Source organism: Micromonospora sp. NPDC000668 (assembly GCF_042897975.1).
GTDB lineage: Bacteria > Actinomycetota > Actinomycetes > Mycobacteriales > Micromonosporaceae > Micromonospora.
In genome coordinates this window covers 77096-95697 of the sequence record NZ_JBIAYP010000010.1, presented here as the reverse complement: position 1 = coordinate 95697, position 18602 = coordinate 77096, and the positions used below count along the sequence as shown (strand labels likewise).

General features: G+C 72.5%; 20 protein-coding genes and 2 tRNA genes. 12 read left to right on the top strand and 10 right to left on the bottom strand.

Going from position 1 to position 18602, the window contains the following annotated elements; translation table 11 throughout:
* Window positions 1–4 precede the first annotated feature (4 nt).
* Window positions 5–823, top strand: coding sequence for an MOSC domain-containing protein (locus tag ACFY29_RS34560; RefSeq protein ID WP_386992926.1), 819 nt, complete (start codon window positions 5–7; stop codon window positions 821–823).
* Between the two features lie 107 nt (window positions 824–930).
* Window positions 931–1926: an expansin EXLX1 family cellulose-binding protein gene (locus ACFY29_RS34555; protein WP_386992924.1), complete on the top strand. Its 996-nt coding sequence runs from the start codon at window positions 931–933 to the stop codon at window positions 1924–1926.
* A gap of 4 nt (window positions 1927–1930) precedes the next feature.
* Here ACFY29_RS34555 and ACFY29_RS34550 read toward each other — a convergent pair whose 3' ends face one another.
* The 3 genes from ACFY29_RS34550 to bcp form a co-directional block, all read right to left on the bottom strand.
* Window positions 1931–2458: a GNAT family N-acetyltransferase gene (locus ACFY29_RS34550; RefSeq protein WP_386992922.1), complete on the bottom strand. Its 528-nt coding sequence runs from the start codon at window positions 2456–2458 to the stop codon at window positions 1931–1933.
* A 92-nt stretch (window positions 2459–2550) separates the two neighbouring features.
* Window positions 2551–2634, bottom strand: a tRNA-Leu gene (locus tag ACFY29_RS34545).
* A gap of 137 nt (window positions 2635–2771) precedes the next feature.
* A complete protein-coding gene (gene bcp, locus ACFY29_RS34540; RefSeq protein WP_328424173.1) occupies window positions 2772–3248 on the bottom strand; it encodes a thioredoxin-dependent thiol peroxidase in 477 nt (158 codons plus the stop codon).
* A gap of 195 nt (window positions 3249–3443) precedes the next feature.
* Between bcp and ACFY29_RS34535 the strand changes: the two genes are divergently transcribed.
* Genes ACFY29_RS34535 through ACFY29_RS34520 form a run of 4 tightly spaced genes read left to right on the top strand, consistent with a single transcriptional unit; the run spans window position 3444 to window position 6126 of the window.
* Window positions 3444–4160, top strand: coding sequence for an energy-coupling factor ABC transporter permease (locus ACFY29_RS34535; protein ID WP_328424175.1), 717 nt, complete (start codon window positions 3444–3446; stop codon window positions 4158–4160).
* Entirely contained in the window at window positions 4157–4585 is a 429-nt protein-coding gene (locus ACFY29_RS34530) for a PDGLE domain-containing protein (protein ID WP_386992919.1), read from the top strand. The genes ACFY29_RS34535 and ACFY29_RS34530 overlap by 4 nt, the downstream gene beginning before the upstream one ends.
* Before the next feature lie 15 nt (window positions 4586–4600).
* On the top strand, window positions 4601–5371 hold the full coding sequence (cbiQ, locus tag ACFY29_RS34525; protein WP_328424179.1) for a cobalt ECF transporter T component CbiQ: 771 nt from the start codon (window positions 4601–4603) through the stop codon (window positions 5369–5371).
* On the top strand, window positions 5368–6126 hold the full coding sequence (locus ACFY29_RS34520; protein ID WP_386992917.1) for an energy-coupling factor ABC transporter ATP-binding protein: 759 nt from the start codon (window positions 5368–5370) through the stop codon (window positions 6124–6126). Before cbiQ ends, ACFY29_RS34520 begins: the two co-directional genes overlap by 4 nt.
* A gap of 22 nt (window positions 6127–6148) precedes the next feature.
* On the opposite strand, the gene ACFY29_RS34515 is transcribed toward ACFY29_RS34520, so the two are convergent.
* From ACFY29_RS34515 to ACFY29_RS34500, 4 genes are read right to left on the bottom strand one after another with little or no spacing between them, the layout of a single operon-like run.
* On the bottom strand, window positions 6149–7225 hold the full coding sequence (locus ACFY29_RS34515; RefSeq protein ID WP_386992915.1) for a hypothetical protein: 1077 nt from the start codon (window positions 7223–7225) through the stop codon (window positions 6149–6151).
* Window positions 7225–7938, bottom strand: a complete 714-nt coding sequence (locus tag ACFY29_RS34510) for a DsbA family protein (RefSeq protein ID WP_386992914.1) — start codon at window positions 7936–7938, stop codon at window positions 7225–7227. Before ACFY29_RS34510 ends, ACFY29_RS34515 begins: the two co-directional genes overlap by 1 nt.
* A complete protein-coding gene (locus ACFY29_RS34505; RefSeq protein WP_386992912.1) occupies window positions 7931–8455 on the bottom strand; it encodes a MauE/DoxX family redox-associated membrane protein in 525 nt (174 codons plus the stop codon). The genes ACFY29_RS34510 and ACFY29_RS34505 overlap by 8 nt, the downstream gene beginning before the upstream one ends.
* A 32-nt stretch (window positions 8456–8487) precedes the next feature.
* Window positions 8488–9078, bottom strand: a complete 591-nt coding sequence (locus ACFY29_RS34500; RefSeq protein ID WP_386992910.1) for a sigma-70 family RNA polymerase sigma factor — start codon at window positions 9076–9078, stop codon at window positions 8488–8490.
* 106 nt (window positions 9079–9184) lie between these two features.
* On the opposite strand from ACFY29_RS34500, the gene ACFY29_RS34495 reads away from it, so the two are divergent.
* The 4 genes from ACFY29_RS34495 (at window position 9185) to ACFY29_RS34480 (ending at window position 13496) form a co-directional block, all read left to right on the top strand.
* Window positions 9185–9820: a zf-HC2 domain-containing protein gene (locus tag ACFY29_RS34495; protein WP_386992908.1), complete on the top strand. Its 636-nt coding sequence runs from the start codon at window positions 9185–9187 to the stop codon at window positions 9818–9820.
* A gap of 47 nt (window positions 9821–9867) precedes the next feature.
* Window positions 9868–11532 (top strand): copper resistance CopC/CopD family protein, encoded by a 1665-nt coding sequence (locus ACFY29_RS34490; protein WP_386992906.1) that lies wholly within the window; start codon window positions 9868–9870, stop codon window positions 11530–11532.
* A 17-nt stretch (window positions 11533–11549) separates the two neighbouring features.
* Window positions 11550–12284 (top strand): YcnI family protein, encoded by a 735-nt coding sequence (locus ACFY29_RS34485; protein ID WP_386992904.1) that lies wholly within the window; start codon window positions 11550–11552, stop codon window positions 12282–12284.
* 150 nt (window positions 12285–12434) lie between these two features.
* Window positions 12435–13496, top strand: a complete 1062-nt coding sequence (locus ACFY29_RS34480) for a hypothetical protein (protein ID WP_386992902.1) — start codon at window positions 12435–12437, stop codon at window positions 13494–13496.
* 32 nt (window positions 13497–13528) lie between these two features.
* Here the strand turns inward: ACFY29_RS34480 and ACFY29_RS34475 are convergent, their stop codons facing one another.
* Window positions 13529–14797, bottom strand: a complete 1269-nt coding sequence (locus ACFY29_RS34475; RefSeq protein WP_386992900.1) for a glycosyltransferase 87 family protein — start codon at window positions 14795–14797, stop codon at window positions 13529–13531.
* Window positions 14798–14863: 66 nt separating this feature from the next.
* Between ACFY29_RS34475 and orn the strand changes: the two genes are divergently transcribed.
* Window positions 14864–15460 carry an oligoribonuclease gene (orn, locus tag ACFY29_RS34470; protein ID WP_328424199.1) on the top strand — a complete coding sequence of 199 codons (597 nt, stop codon included), beginning with the start codon at window positions 14864–14866 and terminating at the stop codon, window positions 15458–15460.
* Between the two features lie 147 nt (window positions 15461–15607).
* A tRNA-His gene (locus ACFY29_RS34465) sits at window positions 15608–15683 on the top strand.
* A gap of 47 nt (window positions 15684–15730) precedes the next feature.
* Here the strand turns inward: ACFY29_RS34465 and ACFY29_RS34460 are convergent.
* A complete protein-coding gene (locus ACFY29_RS34460; protein WP_386992897.1) occupies window positions 15731–17026 on the bottom strand; it encodes an Ig-like domain-containing protein in 1296 nt (431 codons plus the stop codon).
* 252 nt (window positions 17027–17278) lie between these two features.
* Entirely contained in the window at window positions 17279–18541 is a 1263-nt protein-coding gene (locus ACFY29_RS34455; RefSeq protein ID WP_386992895.1) for an Ig-like domain-containing protein, read from the bottom strand.
* Window positions 18542–18602 lie beyond the last annotated feature (61 nt).

Genomic DNA, 18602 nt, shown 5'->3' with positions numbered 1-18602 from the left:
CCGGGTGCGGCTGACATCGATTCACACGTACCCCGTCAAGGGTTGTCACCGGCTCGACCACGACGGCGCGTTCGTGCAGCCGTGGGGGCTGGCCGGCGACCGGCGCTGGATGGTGGTGGACGCCAACGGTGTCGGCGTCACCCAGCGCGAGACCACCCGGCTGGTCGGCCTGCGTGCCACCGTGCGCCCGGGAGGTCTCTCGCTGCGCGCCGACGGGCAGCCCGACCTCGACGTGCCCGAGCCGGCCGGCGGTGATCCGGTCGCGGTGCGCACCTTCAGCAACCGGAAGCTCCCCGTTCCCGCGCTGCCGGCCGGCCCGGCGGCCGACGCCTGGCTCGGCGCGCTGCTCGGCCGGCCGGTTCGGCTGGTCTGGCTGGCCCGGCCGACCCGTCACCTGGCCGCCGCTGACCGCGAGCACGACACCGGTGACCAGGTCAGCTTCGCCGACGCCTACCCGCTGCTGCTGGCGAACGCCGCCTCCCTCGACGCGCTCAACGGCTGGCTGGCCGAGGCCGGGGAGGAGCCGGTGCCGATGGCCCGGTTCCGGCCCAACCTGGTGGTCGAGGGGGCAACGGCCTGGGCCGAGGACGACTGGGTCGGCAGGTCGATGCGCATCGGCGACCTGCGGTTCCGCGCCGCCGGGCCGTGCGACCGCTGCGTGGTGACCACCACCGACCAGGAGACCGGGGTACGCACGAAAGAACCGCTGCGCACACTCGGGCGGTATCGCAACGTCCAGCAGAAGCTCCTCTTCGGTCTGAATCTGGTACCGGTCGACAGTGGACCGTTGGCCGTCGGCGCACCACTCGTCATCGAGTCCTGACCGGCCGCGCTGCTCCGGGAGCGCACCGGTCACCGTCCGTCGATGCTGTCTTAGCTTTGGCTTAGCCGGCTTGTCCGGCCCCTCACGGGTCCGGCAGCATCGCCGTCGTGACGGACGGAAGCGCTCCCGGCGGCGTCGACATCGAGCTTGACCTGGATCGGGCTCCGGACGACCGGCCCGCGCCCTCGTCCGGCCCGGTGCCCTGGCTGGTCGCCACCGGCGTCACCATCCTCGCGGCGGCGCTCGGGCTCACCCTGACCCTGCGATCCGGCTCCGCCCCGGCCTGCGCCGCCGGCCGCACGCTCGCCGCCGCGCCGCCCACCGGCACCGCCACGCACAACGGCAAGGCGACCTTCTACGACTCGAACGGTGCCGGCGGCAACTGCTCGAACCCGGCCGCGCCGGCCAACCGGCTCTACGTCGCGCTCGGTCCCACGGAGTACGCCGCCGGCGCCGCCTGCGGCGGATTTCTCGACGTGACCGGCCCGAAGGGCACCGTCCGCGTCCTGATCATGGATCAGTGCCCCGAGTGCGCGCCCGGACATCTCGACCTGTCCCGGGAGGCGTTCGCCCGGATCGCCGACCCGGTCAAGGGCCTCGTCCCGGTCACCTACCGCGCGGTCGTCAACCCGCCGCTGCCCGGCCCGCTCACCTTCCGCATCAAGGAGGGCGCGTCGCAGTGGTGGTTCGCCGTCCGGGTGGGCAACCACGGCAACCCGCTGCGCGCCGTCGAGGTCCGGCAGGGTGACAGCGGTCCGTGGCGGACGGCCGTGCGGCAGGACTACAACTACTGGCTGATCGCCTCCGGCGCGGGCGCCGGGCCGTTCAGCGTCCGGGTGAGCGACGTGTACGGGCACCGCGCCACCGTCGCCGGCATCAAAATGGCACCCGGCCAGGTGCAGACCAGCGCGGTCCGGATGTACGCGATCGGCGCCGCGGCGGCCACCCCGCGCCCGCCGGCCTCGGCGCGGCCGTCCGCCACCCGAGCAGGGGGTACGCCGACACCGGCCCGCCGCCCGGTCGAGGTCGCGAGGGCGAGCGCGCCGGCCGCCGAAACGCCGTCGACCCGCCCGGCCGGGGCCACGGCCCGCTGGTGCGGTTGACCGGTCAGTCGGTCGGGGTCAGGTCGAGCCACATCAGGATCTCGTCCCGGTCGTCACCGGGTGCCAGCCGCAGAGCGCCCGGCAACCTGCCGATCTCGCGGTATCCCAGGCGGCGGTAGAACTCGTCCAATCCCAGCCCGTCCCGCACCGTCACGTGCAGTGCCTCGTGGCCCAACTTCCGGCCCAGCCGGGCGGCCTCGCGCATCAGCGCCGAGCCGTACCCGGTGCCCTGGGTGTCCGGGTGGACCATCACCCGCTTCAGCACGCACCAGTGCGCCTTGAGCGGGAACCGGTTGTCACTGAAGATCAGCACGGCCACCATGCGGTCACCGGCGTACCCGACCAGCAGCCGGTCCGGCCCGTCGGCGATCCCGGCGAAGGTCGGGTCGGCGGTGGCATGGACGTCGGCGGCGGTGACCGGGGGCACGAAGCCGACCGCGCCGCCGGCGTTGGTGACGTCCACCCAGAGGGCGACGATCTCGGCGCGCAGTTGCGGGGTCAGGTCGGGATCGAGGACGAAGTGCAGGCTCACGGCACCCATCCTGACCGCGCGAGCACCCGATCGGCCCGAGGTGTGCTCCGATCAACAGCGCTGGCCCCGAGCACTCACGTGTGGCTCAATCGTGCGGGAGGGGGGACTCGAACCCCCACGTCCAAATAGGACAATAGGACCTAAACCTACCGCGGCTGCCGTTACGCCACTCCCGCCAACCTGCTGATTCTAGAGCGTCTGGCTACGGCGGTGTCACCTCGGTGATGTTGCGCGGCGGCGGCCGCCGTGACCAGCGCCTCGGGCGTGTACTTGTATCGGACCATTCACACATGGTGACGGCCCGGTACGACAGTCAGTCCAGGCCGAGGTCGCGGCGGAGTTTGGCGACGTGCCCGGTGGCCTTGACGTTGTAGAACGCGTGCTCGATCTTGCCGTCGGCGTCGATGACGAAGGTCGAGCGGATCACTCCGGTCACGGTCTTGCCGTACAGCTGCTTCTCGCCGTACGCGCCGTACGCGTTGAGCACCGCCTTGTCCACGTCCGAGACCAGCGGGAAGGTGATCGCGTCCCGATCGCGGAACTTCGCCAGCTTCTCCGGCTTGTCGGGGGAGATGCCGACCACCTCGTAGCCAGCGGCCTGGAGGGAGGCGAGCGAGTCGCGGAAGTCGCAGGCCTGCTTGGTGCAGCCCGGGGTCATCGCCGCCGGGTAGGCGTAGAGGACCACCTTGCGGCCTCGCAGGTCGGACAGGGTGAGCTGGTCACCGGTGTCGGTGGGGAGGGTGAACTCGGGGGCGGGGTCACCGGGAGTGAGGCGGTCGGGCGCGGTCATGGCCCGACCCTACCGCCGGGCCGGCCGGTGCCGCCGCTGCCGACGCGCCAGCGCGGCGACGATCCTGACCCCTGCGCCGTACCTCCAAAGGTGATCAAGAACATGCGTTGTTGCCAGACCCTGGCAACAACGAGGTATGGGAAATAGGCTGACCCTCGCCGGCCCGTACGGGCCCGCTGACGCGTGGGAGGTCGCGTGGAAACCCTGGCGATGCACATCTCGAACGGGATCATCGATGGTCCCGTCGCAGCGGTCTTCGCGGCGCTGGCCCTCGCCGCGCTCACCGGCTGCGTCCTGCGCGGCCGGCGCGACCTGGACGACCGGCTTGCCCCGATGGCCGGCCTGGTGGCCGCGTTCATCTTCGCCGTCCAGATGCTCAACTTTCCGATCTTCACGGCCGGGGTGAGCGGCCACCTGCTCGGTGGCGCGCTCGCCGCGATGCTCGTCGGCCCGTGGGTCGGCGCGCTCTGCGTGGCCGTGGTACTGGTCGTGCAGGCGCTGATCTTCGGTGACGGCGGCGTCGCGATGCTCGGCCTCAACATCACCAACATGGCGCTGCTCGGCACCGCCGCGGCGTACCTGCTGATCGCGGTGCTGCTGCGGGTGCTGCCCCGTACCCGGGCCGGCCTGGCCGTGACCGCGTTCGTCTCCGCGATGCTCAGCGTGGTGGTCGCGTCGCAGGGCTTCGTCTTGCAGTACTGGCTGGGCGGCACCACCGACCTGGGCGGCAACCTGGCCGGCCTGGCCGGAACCATGGCCGGGGTTCACCTGCTGATCGGCATCGGTGAAGGCCTGATCACCGCGACGACCGTGCTCACCGTCGCGAAGGTGCGCCCCGATCTCGTCTACGCGTTGCGCGGGCTGCGGTCGACGTCCGCGCCCGCCGTCCCGGTCGTCGGAGGTGTCCGGTGAAGAACCGTTCCTGGGGTTTCCTGGTCGGCGGGCTGCTGGTCGCCCTGCTGCTGGCCGGGGTCGTGAGCAACTACGCCTCGTCCCACCCGGACGGGTTGGACTCGTCGCTGCTGAAGGGCTGCACCGTCGACGCCGATGACAACATCGTCGGCGGAAGCTGCCCGGCCCAGCAGACTCGGGACCACGAGTTGGGGGACAGCCCGCTCGCCGACTACGGCGTGCGGGGAGTGGGCAACGACTTCCTCTCCACCGGCCTCTCCGGGGTGCTCGGGGTGCTGCTGACCTTCGCGATCGGTGCCGGCGGCTTCTGGCTGCTGCGCCGCCGTGGCACCACGTCGACCGCGGGTGACACGGCGACGTCCGCCGAGGGCGCGGCGCCGGCCGAGGGTGACGCGGCGACGTCCCGCGCCGGCGCGGCCGGCTGAGCGAGGAGTACGCGGATGGGTGCCGGTCACGGGCACGTGCTGTACCGGGAGTCGGACTCTCCCGTGCACCGGCTCCCGCCCGAGGTCAAGATCGTGGCGATGGTGGTCTTCACCATCGCCGTGGTGGCCACCCCGCGCGCGGCGTTCTGGGCCTTCGGCGCGTACGCCCTGCTGGTGGCGGCGGTGGCGGCGTTGGCCAGGGTGGGGCCCCGATGGCTGCTCAGCCGGGCACTGATCGAGGTGCCGTTCGTGCTGTTCGCCGTGGCGCTGCCGTTCCTCGGCGCCGGTGAACGGGTCGACGTGCTGGGCCTGCGACTGTCCGAGGACGGGTTGCACGGCGCGTGGAACATCCTGGCCAAGGGCACCCTGGGCGTCCTCGCCTCGCTGCTGCTCGCCGCGACCACCACCACCCGGGACCTGATCGTGGGGCTGGACCGGCTGCACTGCCCGCAGGTGCTCACCCAGATCGCCACGTTCATGCTGCGCTACCTCGACGTGCTGGTCGGCGAGGCGCGGCGGATGCGGGTGGCGCGGATCTCGCGGGGTGACGACCCGCGCTTCCTGTGGCAGTTGCGCGGCTTCGCCGCCGGGATCGGGGCGCTGTTCCTGCGGGCCTTCGAACGCGGTGAGCGGGTCTACCTGGCGATGCTGTCCCGGGGCTACACCGGGCGGATGCCCGCGGTGTGGCAGGGCGACGGCGCGGCGACCGCCGGTCAGTGGCTGGTCGCGGCGACCGTGCCGGTGTTGGCGGCCTCCATCGCCGCCACCGCCGTCGTGCTGACATGATCGGTGCCGTGCAGACCGCTGTCTCGCTGGACGTTCGTGGCGTTAGGTACGCGTACCCGGACGGGCATGTCGCCCTGCACGGGGTGGACCTGACGGTGCCGCGCGGCGACCGGGTGGCGCTGCTCGGGCCCAACGGTGCCGGTAAGACCACGCTGGTGCTGCACCTCAACGGCATCCTCACCCCGACCGAGGGCAGCGTGAGCGTCGGCGGGCTGACCGTCACGACGGACCGGGCCACCCTTGCCGAGGTGCGCCGCCGGGTGGGCATCGTCTTTCAGGACCCGGACGACCAGCTCTTCCTGCCCACGGTGGCGGAGGACGTCGCGTTCGGGCCGGCCAACCTGGGCCTGCGCGGGGCGGAGCTCGCCGCCCGGGTGGACGACGCGCTCGCCGCGGTGGGGATGAGCGAGCACCGGGACCGGGCGCCGCAGCACCTCTCCTTCGGGCAGCGCCGCCGGGTGGCGGTGGCCACCGTGCTCGCCATGCACCCGGAGATCCTGGTGCTGGACGAGCCGTCATCGAACCTGGACCCGGCGGCCCGCCGCGAGCTGGCCGAGATCCTGCGCGAGCTGCCGGTGACCCTGCTGATGGTGACGCACGATCTGCCCTACGCGGCCGAGCTGTGCGAACGCGCAGTGATCCTGGACGCCGGCCGAATCGTCGCCGACGCCCCCACCCTCGACCTGCTGTCCAACCCCACGCTGCTCGCCCGCCACCGCCTGGAACTTCCCTACGGCTTCGCGCCGCGCCCCTGACCTGCGGGCCTGGGGGTGCGGGTCAGGTCTGGGCGGGAGCGGGGGTTCGGGAGGCAGCGCGTAGGCGGAGGATGCCGGCGGCGGTTGCGCCCGCGCCGGTGATCAGCACCAGCGTGACCATGATCCGGGCGTACTCGGCCGGCCAGGGGACCGGGGCGATGGAACGGGCGAACACCGTCGCGTTGGCCACCCCGGCGAAGAGCGCCAGACAGGCCCCGGCCAGCGCCACCGCGAAGTCGGCGGCGGGGCGGCGGGCCAGCGCGTAGCAACCGGCGGCGATCGCGCCGAGGCCGGTGAGCAGCGACCAGACCTGCCCGGACAGCAGCCCGACCAGTACCCCGCCCACGCCCTGGGCGCCGGCGTCCAGTTCCCGGCCCACCGGGTACAGCACGGCGACCGCGCCGCCGGCGATGAGCAGCGCGCCCAGCGCGGACAACGCCCGTGCGCCGGCCGGCGCGGCGGCGGCGAGCAGGCCGAGCGCACCCACCGCGAGCACCCCGACGATGGTCACCGCCCACCAGGTGTACGCGTCCGGCGGCGGCACCCAGTCCAGCGTGCCGCGGATCTGCGCCGGGTCGCCTCCGTCGCGCAGCGGGATCGTCCAGTCCCGGACCCGGTGCTCACGATCCGGCGCGGCGCGTACGGCGTCCGGCGGTGCCGACTCCTGCCACAGCGCGCGCTGGTCGTGCCAGCGGGCCGTCGTTCCGTCGGCGATCCGCTGCCAGGACGGCGCTGCCGCCGGGTCCGCCTCGGCGGGCAGCGTGGTGTCCCCGGCGATCGTGCGGTTCAGGTACGTGGCGGGGGACCGGCTGTTCTCGAACACCCCGTCCGGGCCGATCCGCAGGTACGGCTCGCCGGAGTAGCCGATCACCTCGATCGGGCGGCCGGTGCGGTTGGTCAGCTCCACTCGGGCGCCCGCCTCGATCACCCGTACCTCCAGCCCGGGTCGGGCGGGCGCGACGCCGGTGGTCCGGGTTCGGTAGTCGGTGCCGTCCGGGGCGTCCGCGCCGTGCGCGGCGGCCGGTGCCGCGGTGAGCAGGGTGGCCGCGCAGGCGGCGGTGGCGACCAGGCCGGCACGGGCCAGCAGGGTACGGATCACTAGCCGGCCGCCGCCACGGCTGCGGTGAGGCCCTGCGGGCTGCGGTCGGCGAGCGGCTTACCGTTGACCAGGATGGTCGGCGTGCCGGTGACATCGCCCCGGCTGGCCTCGTCGGTGACGTGCTCGGTCCACGTCCGGTACGTGTTGTCCTTGACGCAGCCGGCGAACGAGGCGCGGTCCAGCCCCACGCCGGTGCCGATGTCGATCAACTCGTCGTCGCTGAGCCCGGCGCTGCCCTCCGGTGGCTGCTTGTCGAAGAGCGCCTTGGCGTACTCGCGGAACTTGCCCCCGGCCGCGGCGCAGCCGGAGGCGGCCGAGGAGCGGGTGGAGTAGTCGGTGGTGGAGAAGCGGTTGAGGTACGCCACCGGGTGGTAGACCACCGTCGCCTTGTTCTCGGCCACCAACTGCTCCAGGGTCGCCCCGCTGGTCTGCTCGAACTGCTTGCAGGCCGGGCAGAGGAAGTCCTCGAAGATGTCGACGGTGACCGGCCCGCCGCCGGTGACGATGCCGGTGCCGTCCGCGTTGGCGCCGGGCGGGGTGGTGAAGTCGTCCGAGCGCTGGCTGGACCAGACGCTCCAGCCGATCAGGCCGGCGATGACCAGCACGGCGACGGCGGCGGCGGAGACCCAGAGCGTGCGCCGGCGCCGCCGTTCGCGGGCCAGTTGCTGGCGGACCACCCGGGCCGCGTCACGCTGCCCCTTGCGACTACTCATCCTCGTCCTCCAAGGCGGGTTCACCGGACAGCCACCCGTCCACCGAGACGGGCGTACGCGGCCAGATCAGGAGAAAACCGGCCAGCACCAAGAATCCCAGGTCACGCAGGATCTCCGGGAGGTAACTCGGTGCCTGCCCCTCGGCGAGCTGCCCGCCGCTGCCGAAGCAACCGCAGTCGATGGACAGGCCACGCGCCCAGGCCGAGGCGATTCCGGCGATGAAGACCACCAGCAGTACGGCGGAGACCACCGCGCTGAGCCGGGTGGCCAGCCCGAGCAGCAGGAGCACGCCCAGCGCCAGCTCGACGAAGGGCAGCGCGGCACCGATCACGGTCGCCACGTCGTACGGCATCACCTGGTAGGCGTTGACAGCCCGGCCGGAGGCGGCCAGGTCGCCGACCTTCGACGCGCCGGCGACCAGCCAGACGGCGGCGAGGCCGAGTCGGGCCGCGATGCCGAGCCAGGGTCGGACGGCAGGCCAGCGGGCGGCCCGGGTGGGAGGTGCTGTCACGGTCATTTGTCGTCCCGTCCTCGCCGGAAGTTCCCGGCTCAGCCGGTCAAGGCGTCGCCGACCGCCTCGACCAGCTCGTCGCGGGCCCGGGCGACCCGGGAGCGGATGGTGCCCACCGGCACCCCTTCGACGGCGGCGGCCTCGGCGTACGACAGGCCGAGCAGTTGGGTGAGCACGAACGCGGCGCGCCGCTCAGGGCTCAACCGGCGGACCAGGTCGCTGGCGCCGAGCTGACCGGCCGGGTCCGGGTGCGGTCGGTCGGTGTACGCGTTGGCCGCCAGCCGTTCGTCGAGTCGCCGACGGCGGACCACGGTGCGCAGGTGGTCGGCGCAGGCCCGCCGGGCGATGCCGAGCAGCCAGGTGCGGACGCTGGAGCGACCCTCGAACGCGGGCAGTGCCCGGAACGCCCGCAGGTACGTCTCCTGGGTCAGATCGTCGGCGCTGTCCGGGTCCACCAGGGCGGCGGCGAAGCGCCAGACCTCGACCTGGGTCAGCCGGACGAACGCGGCCTGGGCGGTCGGGTCGCCGTCGCGCGCGGTCAACGCCCACTCGGTGGCCGGGTCCCGGGCGACGCCACCGGCCGGGTCAGCCGGACCGGCGGCACCGGTGTCACGCGGGACGGGGATCACGACAACCCAGGTTACGCGGCGCGCGGCGTGACGACAGGGCCCTTCGACCCTGGATGGTCTGCGCCACGTCGGGAACTTTTCCCCGCCGTGGGCCGACTACCCCGTCATGACTTGCGACCACGTACGCGCGGCGCTGTCGGCACGGCTGGACGGGGAAGATCCGCAGACGCCGCCGGCGGTGCTGGACGCGCACACCGCCACCTGCGTCGGCTGCCGCGACTGGCTGGCTCGCGCCGAGCAGGTGACCCGGCTGGTCCGGGTGCAGCCGGTGGAGGTGCCCGACCTCACCGCCGCGGTGCTGGCGGCGGTTGCCGCCGATTCCGCGCACCGCAGCCCGGCCGCGGTCCGGCGGGCCCGCCGGCAGGTGCTGCGGATCGCGGTGGCGGTGGCCGCGGTGGCCCAGTTGGCGATCGCGCTGCCGATCCTGCTCGCGGGGCTAGGCGTGTCGGTGGACCCGCACACCAGCCGGGAGATGGCCTCGTTCGACGTGGCGCTGGCGGTGGGCTTCGCGCTGGCCGCCTGGCGGCCCGAGCGGGCCAGGGCGTTCCTGCCGGTGGCCCTGGTGCTGGCGGTCTGCCTGGCCGTCACCAGCGTGGTGGACATCGCCAACTCGACCACCGCGCTGGTGCACGAGGCCGGCCACCTGGCCGCCGTGGTGCAGGCGGGGTTGCTGTGGGCGCTGGGCCGCACCAGCGGGGAGGACCGGCCGCTCACGCCGGCGCTGGCGGCAGGGCGCGGGTGAATGACTCACCCGACTCGGGTCGCCGAGATCCACTCCGGTCGGCGAGCATGGCCAACATGACTGTCGCCCCCCGCCGCTGGCTCGCCCGGTTGGCCGCCACCGCCGGCCTTCTGGTCACTGTCGTCGTCCTCCTGATCACCCCGGCCACCCCCGCCAGCGCCCACGCGGTGCTGCAGAGCACCAGCCCGGCCGCCTCGGCCGTGGTGCCGAGCGGGCCGGCCGAGGTGGTCCTCACGTTCAGCGAGTCGGTGCGCAAGGTTCCCGGCAAGATCCGCGTCATCGCGCCGGACGGCTCCCGGGCCGACCGGGGCGAGCCGGGCTTCGACGGCGCCACGGTGACCATCCCGGTTGACCCGGCCGGTGAGCGCGGCACCTACCTGGTCAGCTTCCGGGTGATCTCCGCCGACAGCCACCCGGTCTCCGGCGCATTCACGTACTCGGTGGGCGCGCCCTCGACGCCGCCGGTCGACTCCGGCGACGACAGCCGGGCCGACCCGGTGGTGGGCGCCGGGGTGAAGGTGGCCCGTTTCCTCGGCTACGCCGGCCTGGTGCTGCTGGTCGGGCCGGCACTGGTGCTCGCCGCGCTGTGGCCGCGACGGCTGTCCCGGCGGGGCCCGGCCCGGCTGGCCTGGACCGGCCTCGGCCTGGTGGCCGTCGCCACCCTCGCCGACCTGTGGCTGCAGGTGCCCTACACCGCCGGGGGCGGCCTCGTCGACGTGACCAGCGAGGGGTTCGGCAGTGTGTTCGGCAGCGCCTTCGGTGCCGCCCACCTGGTCCGGCTCGGCCTGCTGGCGGCCTCGGCGTTCCTGCTCCGGCCGCTGCTGGCCCGGCCGTCCGGCCGCACTGACGCGATCATCCTGGCCGTGCTCGGCGGGGCCGCCCTGCTGACCTGGCCGCTGGCCGGGCACCCGGCGGCGTCCCCCGCGCCGGCGGTCTCCGTGGTGGTCGACGCGGTCCACCTGGGCAGCATGGCGGTCTGGCTGGGCGGCCTGCTGATGCTCGGCGGCTTCCTGCTGCGTCAGGCCGACGAGCGTGAGCTGGGCGCGATCCTGCCGATCTGGTCGCGCTGGGCGGCGCTCGCCGTCTCGGCGCTGCTGTTGGCCGGCATCGTCCAGGCGTTGATCGAGGTGGCCACCCTGGACGCCCTGTTCGGCACCACCTACGGGCGGCTGCTGCTGGCGAAGGTCGGGCTGTTCGCGCTGGTGATCGCCGTGGCCGCGTACTCCCGGCAGTTGGTGCGCCGACGCACCGCGGCGCAGCGGCCGGTGCCGGTACGCCGGGCGGTCTGGGTGGAGCTGGCCGTCACTGTGGTGGTGCTGGGGCTGTCCGCGACGTTGGTGCAGACCACGCCGGCCCGGACCGCCGTGTCCGAGCCGTCCGGCACCCAGGCCGGTCTCTTCTCCACCACCCTGTCCAGCCCGCTCTTCTCCCTGCAGGTCGAGCTGGACCCGGCCGAGCGGGGCAACAACTCGCTGCACCTGTACGCGTACACCAAGGACAACCGGCCACAGCCGGTGGCGGAGTGGCGGGCGACCGCCGCGCTGCCCTCGGCCGGGATCGAGCCGATCGAGATCCCGTTGCTGCCGCTGACGGACAACCACGCCTACGGCGACGTCAGCCTGCCGGCCGCTGGTGACTGGCAACTGCGGGTCACCGTGCGGACGTCCGACATTGACCAGGCCACGGTGACCGCCACCGTGCCCATCCGTTAGAGAGGCTCTCGAATCCCATGACCCGTCTCCGGCGTACCGCAACCGCCGCCACCGCCCTGGCGTTCACCGCCGTCGCCACCGCAGTCCTCGGCTTCGCCGGCCCGGCGTCCGCCCACGTCACGGTGAACCCGAAGGAGGCGACCCAGGGCGGCTACGCCCGGGTGGCGTTCCGGGTGCCCAACGAGAGCGACACCGCGTCGACCACCAAGGTGGAGGTGGTGCTGCCGGAGAACGCCCCGGTCGGCTCGGTGTCGACCATGCCGGTGCCCGGGTGGACGGTCGCCATGGAGAAGCGCAAGGTGGACCCGCCGATCGAGGTGCACGGCAGCCCGATCACCGAGGCGGTGGCCAAGCTGACCTGGACGGCCACCGGCGACGCGGGTGTGAAGCCGGGCCAGTTCCAGGAGTTCCCGGTCTCGATGGGGCCGCTGCCGCAGGTCAACACGATGGTCTTCAAGACCGTGCAGACCTACTCGGACGGCAATGTCTCGCGCTGGATCGAGGAGCCGACGCCGGGCGCTGAGGAGCCGGAGCACCCCGCCCCGGTGCTCACCCTCACCGCCGCGTCACCGTCGGCGTCGGCCGCGCCCGCCGCGGCGGGCGTCGCCGCGACCGACGACGACGATGACGACGAGGGCGAGGGGGCCGCGGTGGGCCTCGGCGTCGCCGGTCTCGTCGCTGGCCTGGCCGGTCTGGTGCTGGGCGGGCTGGCGTTCGCCCGGACGCGCCGAGAGCCGGTCGCCAAGTCCTGACCCCGCCGCACCCGCTGGCCCGCCGGAGCGATCCGGCGGGCCAGCGTGCTTTCCGAGACCGGAACCGGCCGTGCCGTGGATATCCCCTGATCAGCCGGCGTACGTCGGTAAGGTCTGCCGGGTACCTGGCTACGGAGGGAGACGGAGCGGATGCGGTTCGTGCGGGCGATCGCCGGAGTGCTGCTGTTGGTCATCGGGATTCCGGCGCTGCTCGCCGGTGGCGCGCTCTGGCTGGTGACCCGGCACGCCGACCCCGGGGGGACCTTCGCCGCCCGGTTCGAGACGGTCCGCACACCCGGCCACGCGGTCGTGGTCACCGACCTCGACCGACTGCTGCGGCAGGAGGTGCCGTTCGCCCGTACCGCGCAGGCCCGGCTGCGGTTGGACGCCCGCACACCGGACGGCCCGGCCTTCGTCGGCCTGGCGCCCACCGCCGAGGTACGCCGCTGGCTGGAGCCGGTCCCGCACGCCTCGGTCCGCCGGGTGGCGCTGGCCCGGGGTCCGTTGCCGGTACGCACGGACCCGGCCGGCCCGGCCGCCGGTGCTCCGGCCGCTGCCGGATCGCTCACCCCACTGGGTCGCCCGTTCTGGGTACGCGAGGGAATCGGCTCGCTGGAGTGGAGCGCGGACGATCTGGCCGGCGAGCCGATGAGCCTGGTGGTGATGCGCCCGGACGGCGGTAGCGACCTGGCCCTGGATCTGCGCGCCGAGTTGGAGGCGGGCTGGACCTCTCCGGCCACCTGGGGGCTGCTGGCCGCGGGGGTGCTGCTGGTGGTGTGCGCGGTGCTGCTCCTGCTGCGACCGCCGCGCCCACGTGAGGTGGTCTTCGTGGTCGAGCCGGACCAGGTGCCGGTGCTCGCCGGCCGGCTCGGGGTCAGCTCGTTGAGCGGCCTGGGAGCCACGCCCGCCGGGTACACCGGGTCGGCGCGGCCGCTGCCGGCCGGGCGGCAGCTCACCCCGGTCGGCTCCGGCGCGGGTGAGCGGCCCCGGTCGGCGATCGGCACCGCACCGGCCCGACCGGCCACCCTCGCCGACCTGGACGCGCCGGCCCGACCGCCGGAGGTGACCTTGAGCCTGGCCTGGCCACCGACCACTCCGGAGGCGGCGACGGCTCGGCCGGTGGCGGTGGACGGAACGGCGAGTGGCCCTCCGCGCTGCCGACGCGGAGGGCCACCTTCACCGGGGGATCGGTGCTACCCGAGCGACGCTTGAGGTAGGTGAGACCAGATTAGCGCCGATAGCGGCTACTGGGGAGTTGTGTCCATTTGGTGCGACTTTTCCACCGCGCGGCCTGACCGGACCGGCAGGGTCACCAGCAGCAGCAGGCTGAGCAGCACGTAGCCGTTGCGCAGCACGAAATCCACCGGGTCGTCGGTGCGGACCGGGGCGACACCCCAGTCGTGGAACGACACCACGCCGTAGATGATCAGGGCGGTGATGCCCACCGCGAGCCCGGCCAGCCACCGTCGCCGGCGCACCTCGTCCGGACGGTTGGCGCTCAGGGCCGCGTCCGCGAGCAGCACCACCGCCGGGACGAACCAGTAGATGTGGTGGGTCCAGGTGATCGGGCTGACCATGGCGCCGACCAACCCGGTCAGGGTCAGGCCGGTCAACGCGTCGCCGGCCCGGGCGGCGCGGACGGCCCGCCACAGCCCGTAGCCGGCCACCACGGCGACCACCGCCAGCCACAGCAGCTGGTTTGGCTTCTCCGGTGCGCTGAACCGGCTGAGCAGGCCGAACAGGGACTGGTTGCCGGTGTAGTCGGTGCGGCCCACCCGCTCGGTGGCCCACAACTCGTGCGTCCAGAACCGCCACGAGTCGCGCGGCGCGATGGCCGCCGCGAGCAGGGTCGCCGCCGCAGCGGTCGCGCTCGCCACCGCCGCGGCCCGCCACCGGCGGGTGGCCAGCAGGTACACGATGAAGATGCCGGGGAAGAGCTTGAGTGCCGTCGCCAGACCGACGCCGACCCCGGCCCAGCGCCGCGCCTGCGGCACGGCGAACAGCAGGTCGGCCAGGATCAGCACGACCAGCAGCATGTTGATCTGCCCGAAGGTGATCGTCTCGCGGGTGCTCTCCACCGCCAGCACCAGCAGCACGGCGACGGTCAGGGTGAACGCCCGCGGCAGGTTGTGCCGGGCGATCACCGGCAGCACCAGCCACCGGGTGGTCACCACCACGGCCAGCACGGTGAGGACCGTGAAGATCGCCACGGTGGCGCCGAGCCGGATCAGGCCGAACGGCCAGAGCAGCAACGCGCTGAACGGCGGGTAGGTGAAGTACAGCTCACCCTGCACCCGATCCGGCTGGACGTAGTCGTAGAGCGGGTTGCCCGCCGTCCACCAGTCCATCGCGGACATGTAGATCTTCAGGTCGAAGAAGTTGTGTACCAGGCCGGGCAGGTAGAGCGCCGGCAGCACGGCGATCAGGGCCACCACCGTGACCAACCGACGGACCGTACGGCCGCCGGGATCGTCGTCGGTGACGGCTGGCGGTGCGACGGGTTCGGCTGGCACTCCGAAACCCTAGCGGGCTGCTCCGCCGAGAGCGCGCAGCCGCGGGTCGTGGGCTGCGCGTAGTCTGTGCCGGTGGCTGATCTCCTCGTCTGGATCGACTGTGAAATGACCGGGTTGGACCTTGGCAGCGACAAGCTGATCGAGGTCGCGGCACTGGTCACCGATCCCGACCTCAACGTGCTGGGTGACGGCGTCGACGTGGTGATCCACGCCGATGAGGCCGCGCTGGACGCGATGCCGGAGATCGTCCGGACGATGCACGCCAAGTCCGGCCTCACCGAGGAGGTGCGCCGCTCGCCGGTGACCCTGGCCGAGGCCGAGGACCAGGTGCTGGAGTACGTCAGCAGCTTCGTCAAGGATCCGCGTACCGCGCCGCTGTGCGGCAACTCGATCGCCACCGACCGGGGCTTCATCGCCCGGGACATGCCCCGCCTCGACGCGCACCTGCACTACCGCATGATCGATGTCTCGTCGATCAAGGAACTGTGCCGCCGCTGGTACCCCCGGGTGTACTTCGGCCAGCCGCAGAAGGGCCTGGCGCACCGGGCGCTGGCCGACATCCGGGAGAGCATCCGGGAGTTGGAGTACTACCGCCGGACGATCTTCGTGCCGCTGCCCGGGCCGGACGTGGAGACCGCCAAGGGGATCGCCGCGGAGCTCTGACCCGGGCGCTCGGCCCCGCGCATGGCCGGCACGGTGGTCGCCGGTGCCGTCGAGGGAGCCGGGAACCCGCTGGACGGGGTCCGCCATGGTGTGGCTATTATTGGTCCGCACCCCGCCCGGGGCGATCTACCGGGCGACGGCGGCGTGGTGGCTGTAGCTCAGTTGGCAGAGCACCGGGTTGTGGTCCCGGTTGTCGTGGGTTCAATTCCCATCAGTCACCCCATACGAAAGCCCCCCTCCTTCGAGGGGGGCTTTCGTCGTTTTGGCTGCTCAGGCGGTCGGCGTCGGGGTGGGGGCGCTCCCGTCCGTGGCGCCCGGGGTGGCCGAGGTGTCCGGATCGGCCGGCGGCTCGTACGGCAGGGCGCTGCCCTTGACGTACTCGTCCCAGCTCATGTTCCAGTCGGTCCAGCCGTTGCCGTTCTGGAGCTTGCGCTCGGTGCCCTTGACCGTGATCGGGTCGCCGATCTGGGTGTTCTTGAACAGCCAGTCACCGTTGGCCATCGACACGTTCACGCAGCCGTGCGACACGTTCACCCTGCCCTGCTGTCCCTCGGACCAGGGGGCCGCGTGGATGAACTCCCCGCCCCAGGTGAGCCGCTGGGCAAAGTCGATCTTGGTGCGGTAGCCCTCCTCGGGGCCCAACTCCTCCATGGTGTCGAAGACCGTCTTGCGCAGCTTCTCGATCACGACCATGGTCCCGCTGGACGACGGGGTGGCCTTCTTGCCGAGGCTGACCGGAATGGTCTTGATCACGGAGCCGTTCCGGGTCACCGTCATGCGCTTGGTCTTGTTGTCGACCGTCATGACCACCGATGCGCCGATCTTGATGTCCACGCTGAGGTCGGCCCGGCCGTACCAGTTGTCACCCAGCGGCAGGCCGCCGGCCTGCACCCGGTAGGAGACCTTGCTGTCGGCCTTCCAGAACTCCTTCGGCCGGTACCGGATCTCGGTGGGGCTGACCCAGTGCCAGATGCCCTCCTGGGCCGGCGTCGAGGTCACCGTCATCCGGCGCTGCACGTCGTCGCGGTAGTCCTCCGGGATGCCCCGACTGAACTTCACGATCAGCGGCATCCCGACCCCGACCACCTGGTTGTCGCCGAGGAAGCTGCTCACCCGCACCTGGTTGGACGGCTTGGCCATCGTGGTGAAGGTGCTGGTGGCGGTAGCCGGACGGCCGTCGTCGCCGGTGGCGGTCACCGTGGCCGTGTAGCTCGTGCCGTACGCCAGCGCTCCGGCCGGAAGCCAGGTCTTGCCGTCCGCGGCGAGGGTGCCCTCGACCGCCTTGCCGGCCGCGTCCTTGAGCTCGACGGCGGTCTCCACGGCGTCCTTCGTGCTGAAGGTGATGCCGGTGGAGGCCGGCACGTCCTTGGCGTCTGTCGCCGGTTCGCTGATGGTCGCCGCCGCCTTCGGGGCTGGGTTCTCGCCGCCACCCTGCCACGAGGACGGCTTGTCGCCGCTGCCATCGGTGCAGGCGGAGGTAAAGGCCAGCGCCACGGCGAGAAGCCCTGCCGCGAACACGCGGCGTCGCCCACCGGGCCGGATCAGCTGGTCCTGGCTAGCTCGCATGATTCCCTCACAGTCGTGGTCCCGGACCCATCGTCTCCTACAGACGCGCCAGTACCGGCTCCGGTTGCCGAGGGTGAACCGGAACACGCCGACGATGATGCCGGAATCTTGCGAGAATCCGGCGATTCGTGAGCCTGACTCGTCTCCGTACCGGGACTGAGGGGTCGCCGCTGGCGCCGTCGCGTCGCGGGCAGTGCAAGGGTACGCGCCGGCCCGCCTCATCGCACGGGCCGGCGCGGGACGCCGGATGGCTCAGAGTGCCGGGCCGGACCCGCCCGAGGGCACCGGCAACGCGCTGCCCTTGACGAACTGCGACCAGCTCAAGCTCCACGCCGTCCAACCGTTGCCGGCGGCGAGCTTGCGCTCGGTGCCCTTCACCGTGATCGGGTCACCGATCCGGGTCTTCTCAAACAACCACCGGGCGTTCGCCATCGAAACGTTCACGCAGCCGTGCGAGACGTTCTGCCGCCCCTGCACGTGCTCCGACCAGGGCGCGGCGTGGATGTACTCGCCACCCCAGGTGAGCCGCTGGGCGAAATCGATTTCGGTGACGTAGCGGTTGGTCGGGTCCGGATCGTCGCGGGTGTCGAAGACCGTGGACTCCTTCTTCTCCATCACCACCATGGTGCCGCTGGAGGACGGGGTGCTCTTCTTGCCCAGACTCACCGGCACGGTGCGGATCAGTGCGCCGTTCTCGTACACCGTCATCTTCTTGGTGGCGTTGTCGACCTTCATGACGAACGACCGGCCGATCTTGGCGGTGGCCTTGCGGTCGACGTCGCCGTACCTGCCGTTGCTGAGCGGCACCCCGGCCAGCGCGATCCGTACGGTGATGGTGGTGCCCGGCTGCCAGTACTCCGGCGCCCGGTAGTAGGCCTGCGTGCCGTTGTCGACCCAGTGCCAGGCCCCCGGCTGCGGCGGGTCGGTACGGACGAACATCCGCTTCTGCACCGCCGCCCGGTCCTTCTTCGGGATGCCCGGGTGGAACTCGGTGACCACCGGCATGGCCACCCCGTAGCTCTTGTCGTCGAAGAGGTACAGGCCGGACCCGACGGTCGACTTCGGCTTGGCCATCGTGGTGAAGTTGCTGGTGCCCTGACTGCTCGTGCCGTCGGGCGCGGACGCGGTGACCGTGGCCGTGTAGCGGGTGCCGTACTTCAGTGGGGCGGACGGCACCCAGGAGGAGCCGTCGGTCCGCAACTTGCCCTCCACCGCGCCGCCACCCGCGGCGGTCAGGGTGACCGCGGAGACCTTCCCGCCGTCCGGGAGCTTCGCGCTGATCTCCGTGCTCACCGGCTTGTTCTTCGTGCCGTCGGCCGGATTCAGCGCCAGCGGGGGGCCGCTCGGCGCAGCCGGCGCCGCTGGTTGGGCCGTGCCGGGGTCGGCGCTCGCGCTCGACTCGGCCCCACCCACGAATTCCGGCTTCTTCTGCTCGTCGCCGCACCCGGTCAGTGCCAGCGACGCCGCCAGGGTCAGAGCGCCCACCACCGCCCCGGCTCGCGTGAACCGTGCCATCCCCACCTCTGTTCTCGCGTACCTGGCGGACATCGTGCCGTATCACCGCCTTGGCCCACGG

Excerpts from the sequence above, each read along its gene's own strand:
- bcp (WP_328424173.1), bottom strand. The coding sequence starts at position 3,248 with ATGACCGCGCCCGACCGCCTCACTCCCGGTGACCCCGCCCCCGAGTTC.
- cbiQ (WP_328424179.1), top strand. The coding sequence starts at position 4,601 with ATGGGTGCCGGTCACGGGCACGTGCTGTACCGGGAGTCGGACTCTCCC.
- ACFY29_RS34520 (WP_386992917.1), top strand. The coding sequence starts at position 5,368 with ATGATCGGTGCCGTGCAGACCGCTGTCTCGCTGGACGTTCGTGGCGTT.
- ACFY29_RS34510 (WP_386992914.1), bottom strand. The coding sequence starts at position 7,938 with ATGAGTAGTCGCAAGGGGCAGCGTGACGCGGCCCGGGTGGTCCGCCAG.
- ACFY29_RS34505 (WP_386992912.1), bottom strand. The coding sequence starts at position 8,455 with ATGACCGTGACAGCACCTCCCACCCGGGCCGCCCGCTGGCCTGCCGTC.
- ACFY29_RS34495 (WP_386992908.1), top strand. The coding sequence starts at position 9,185 with ATGACTTGCGACCACGTACGCGCGGCGCTGTCGGCACGGCTGGACGGG.
- ACFY29_RS34490 (WP_386992906.1), top strand. The coding sequence starts at position 9,868 with ATGGCCAACATGACTGTCGCCCCCCGCCGCTGGCTCGCCCGGTTGGCC.
- ACFY29_RS34485 (WP_386992904.1), top strand. The coding sequence starts at position 11,550 with ATGACCCGTCTCCGGCGTACCGCAACCGCCGCCACCGCCCTGGCGTTC.
- ACFY29_RS34480 (WP_386992902.1), top strand. The coding sequence starts at position 12,435 with ATGCGGTTCGTGCGGGCGATCGCCGGAGTGCTGCTGTTGGTCATCGGG.
- ACFY29_RS34460 (WP_386992897.1), bottom strand. The coding sequence starts at position 17,026 with ATGCGAGCTAGCCAGGACCAGCTGATCCGGCCCGGTGGGCGACGCCGC.
- ACFY29_RS34455 (WP_386992895.1), bottom strand. The coding sequence starts at position 18,541 with ATGGCACGGTTCACGCGAGCCGGGGCGGTGGTGGGCGCTCTGACCCTG.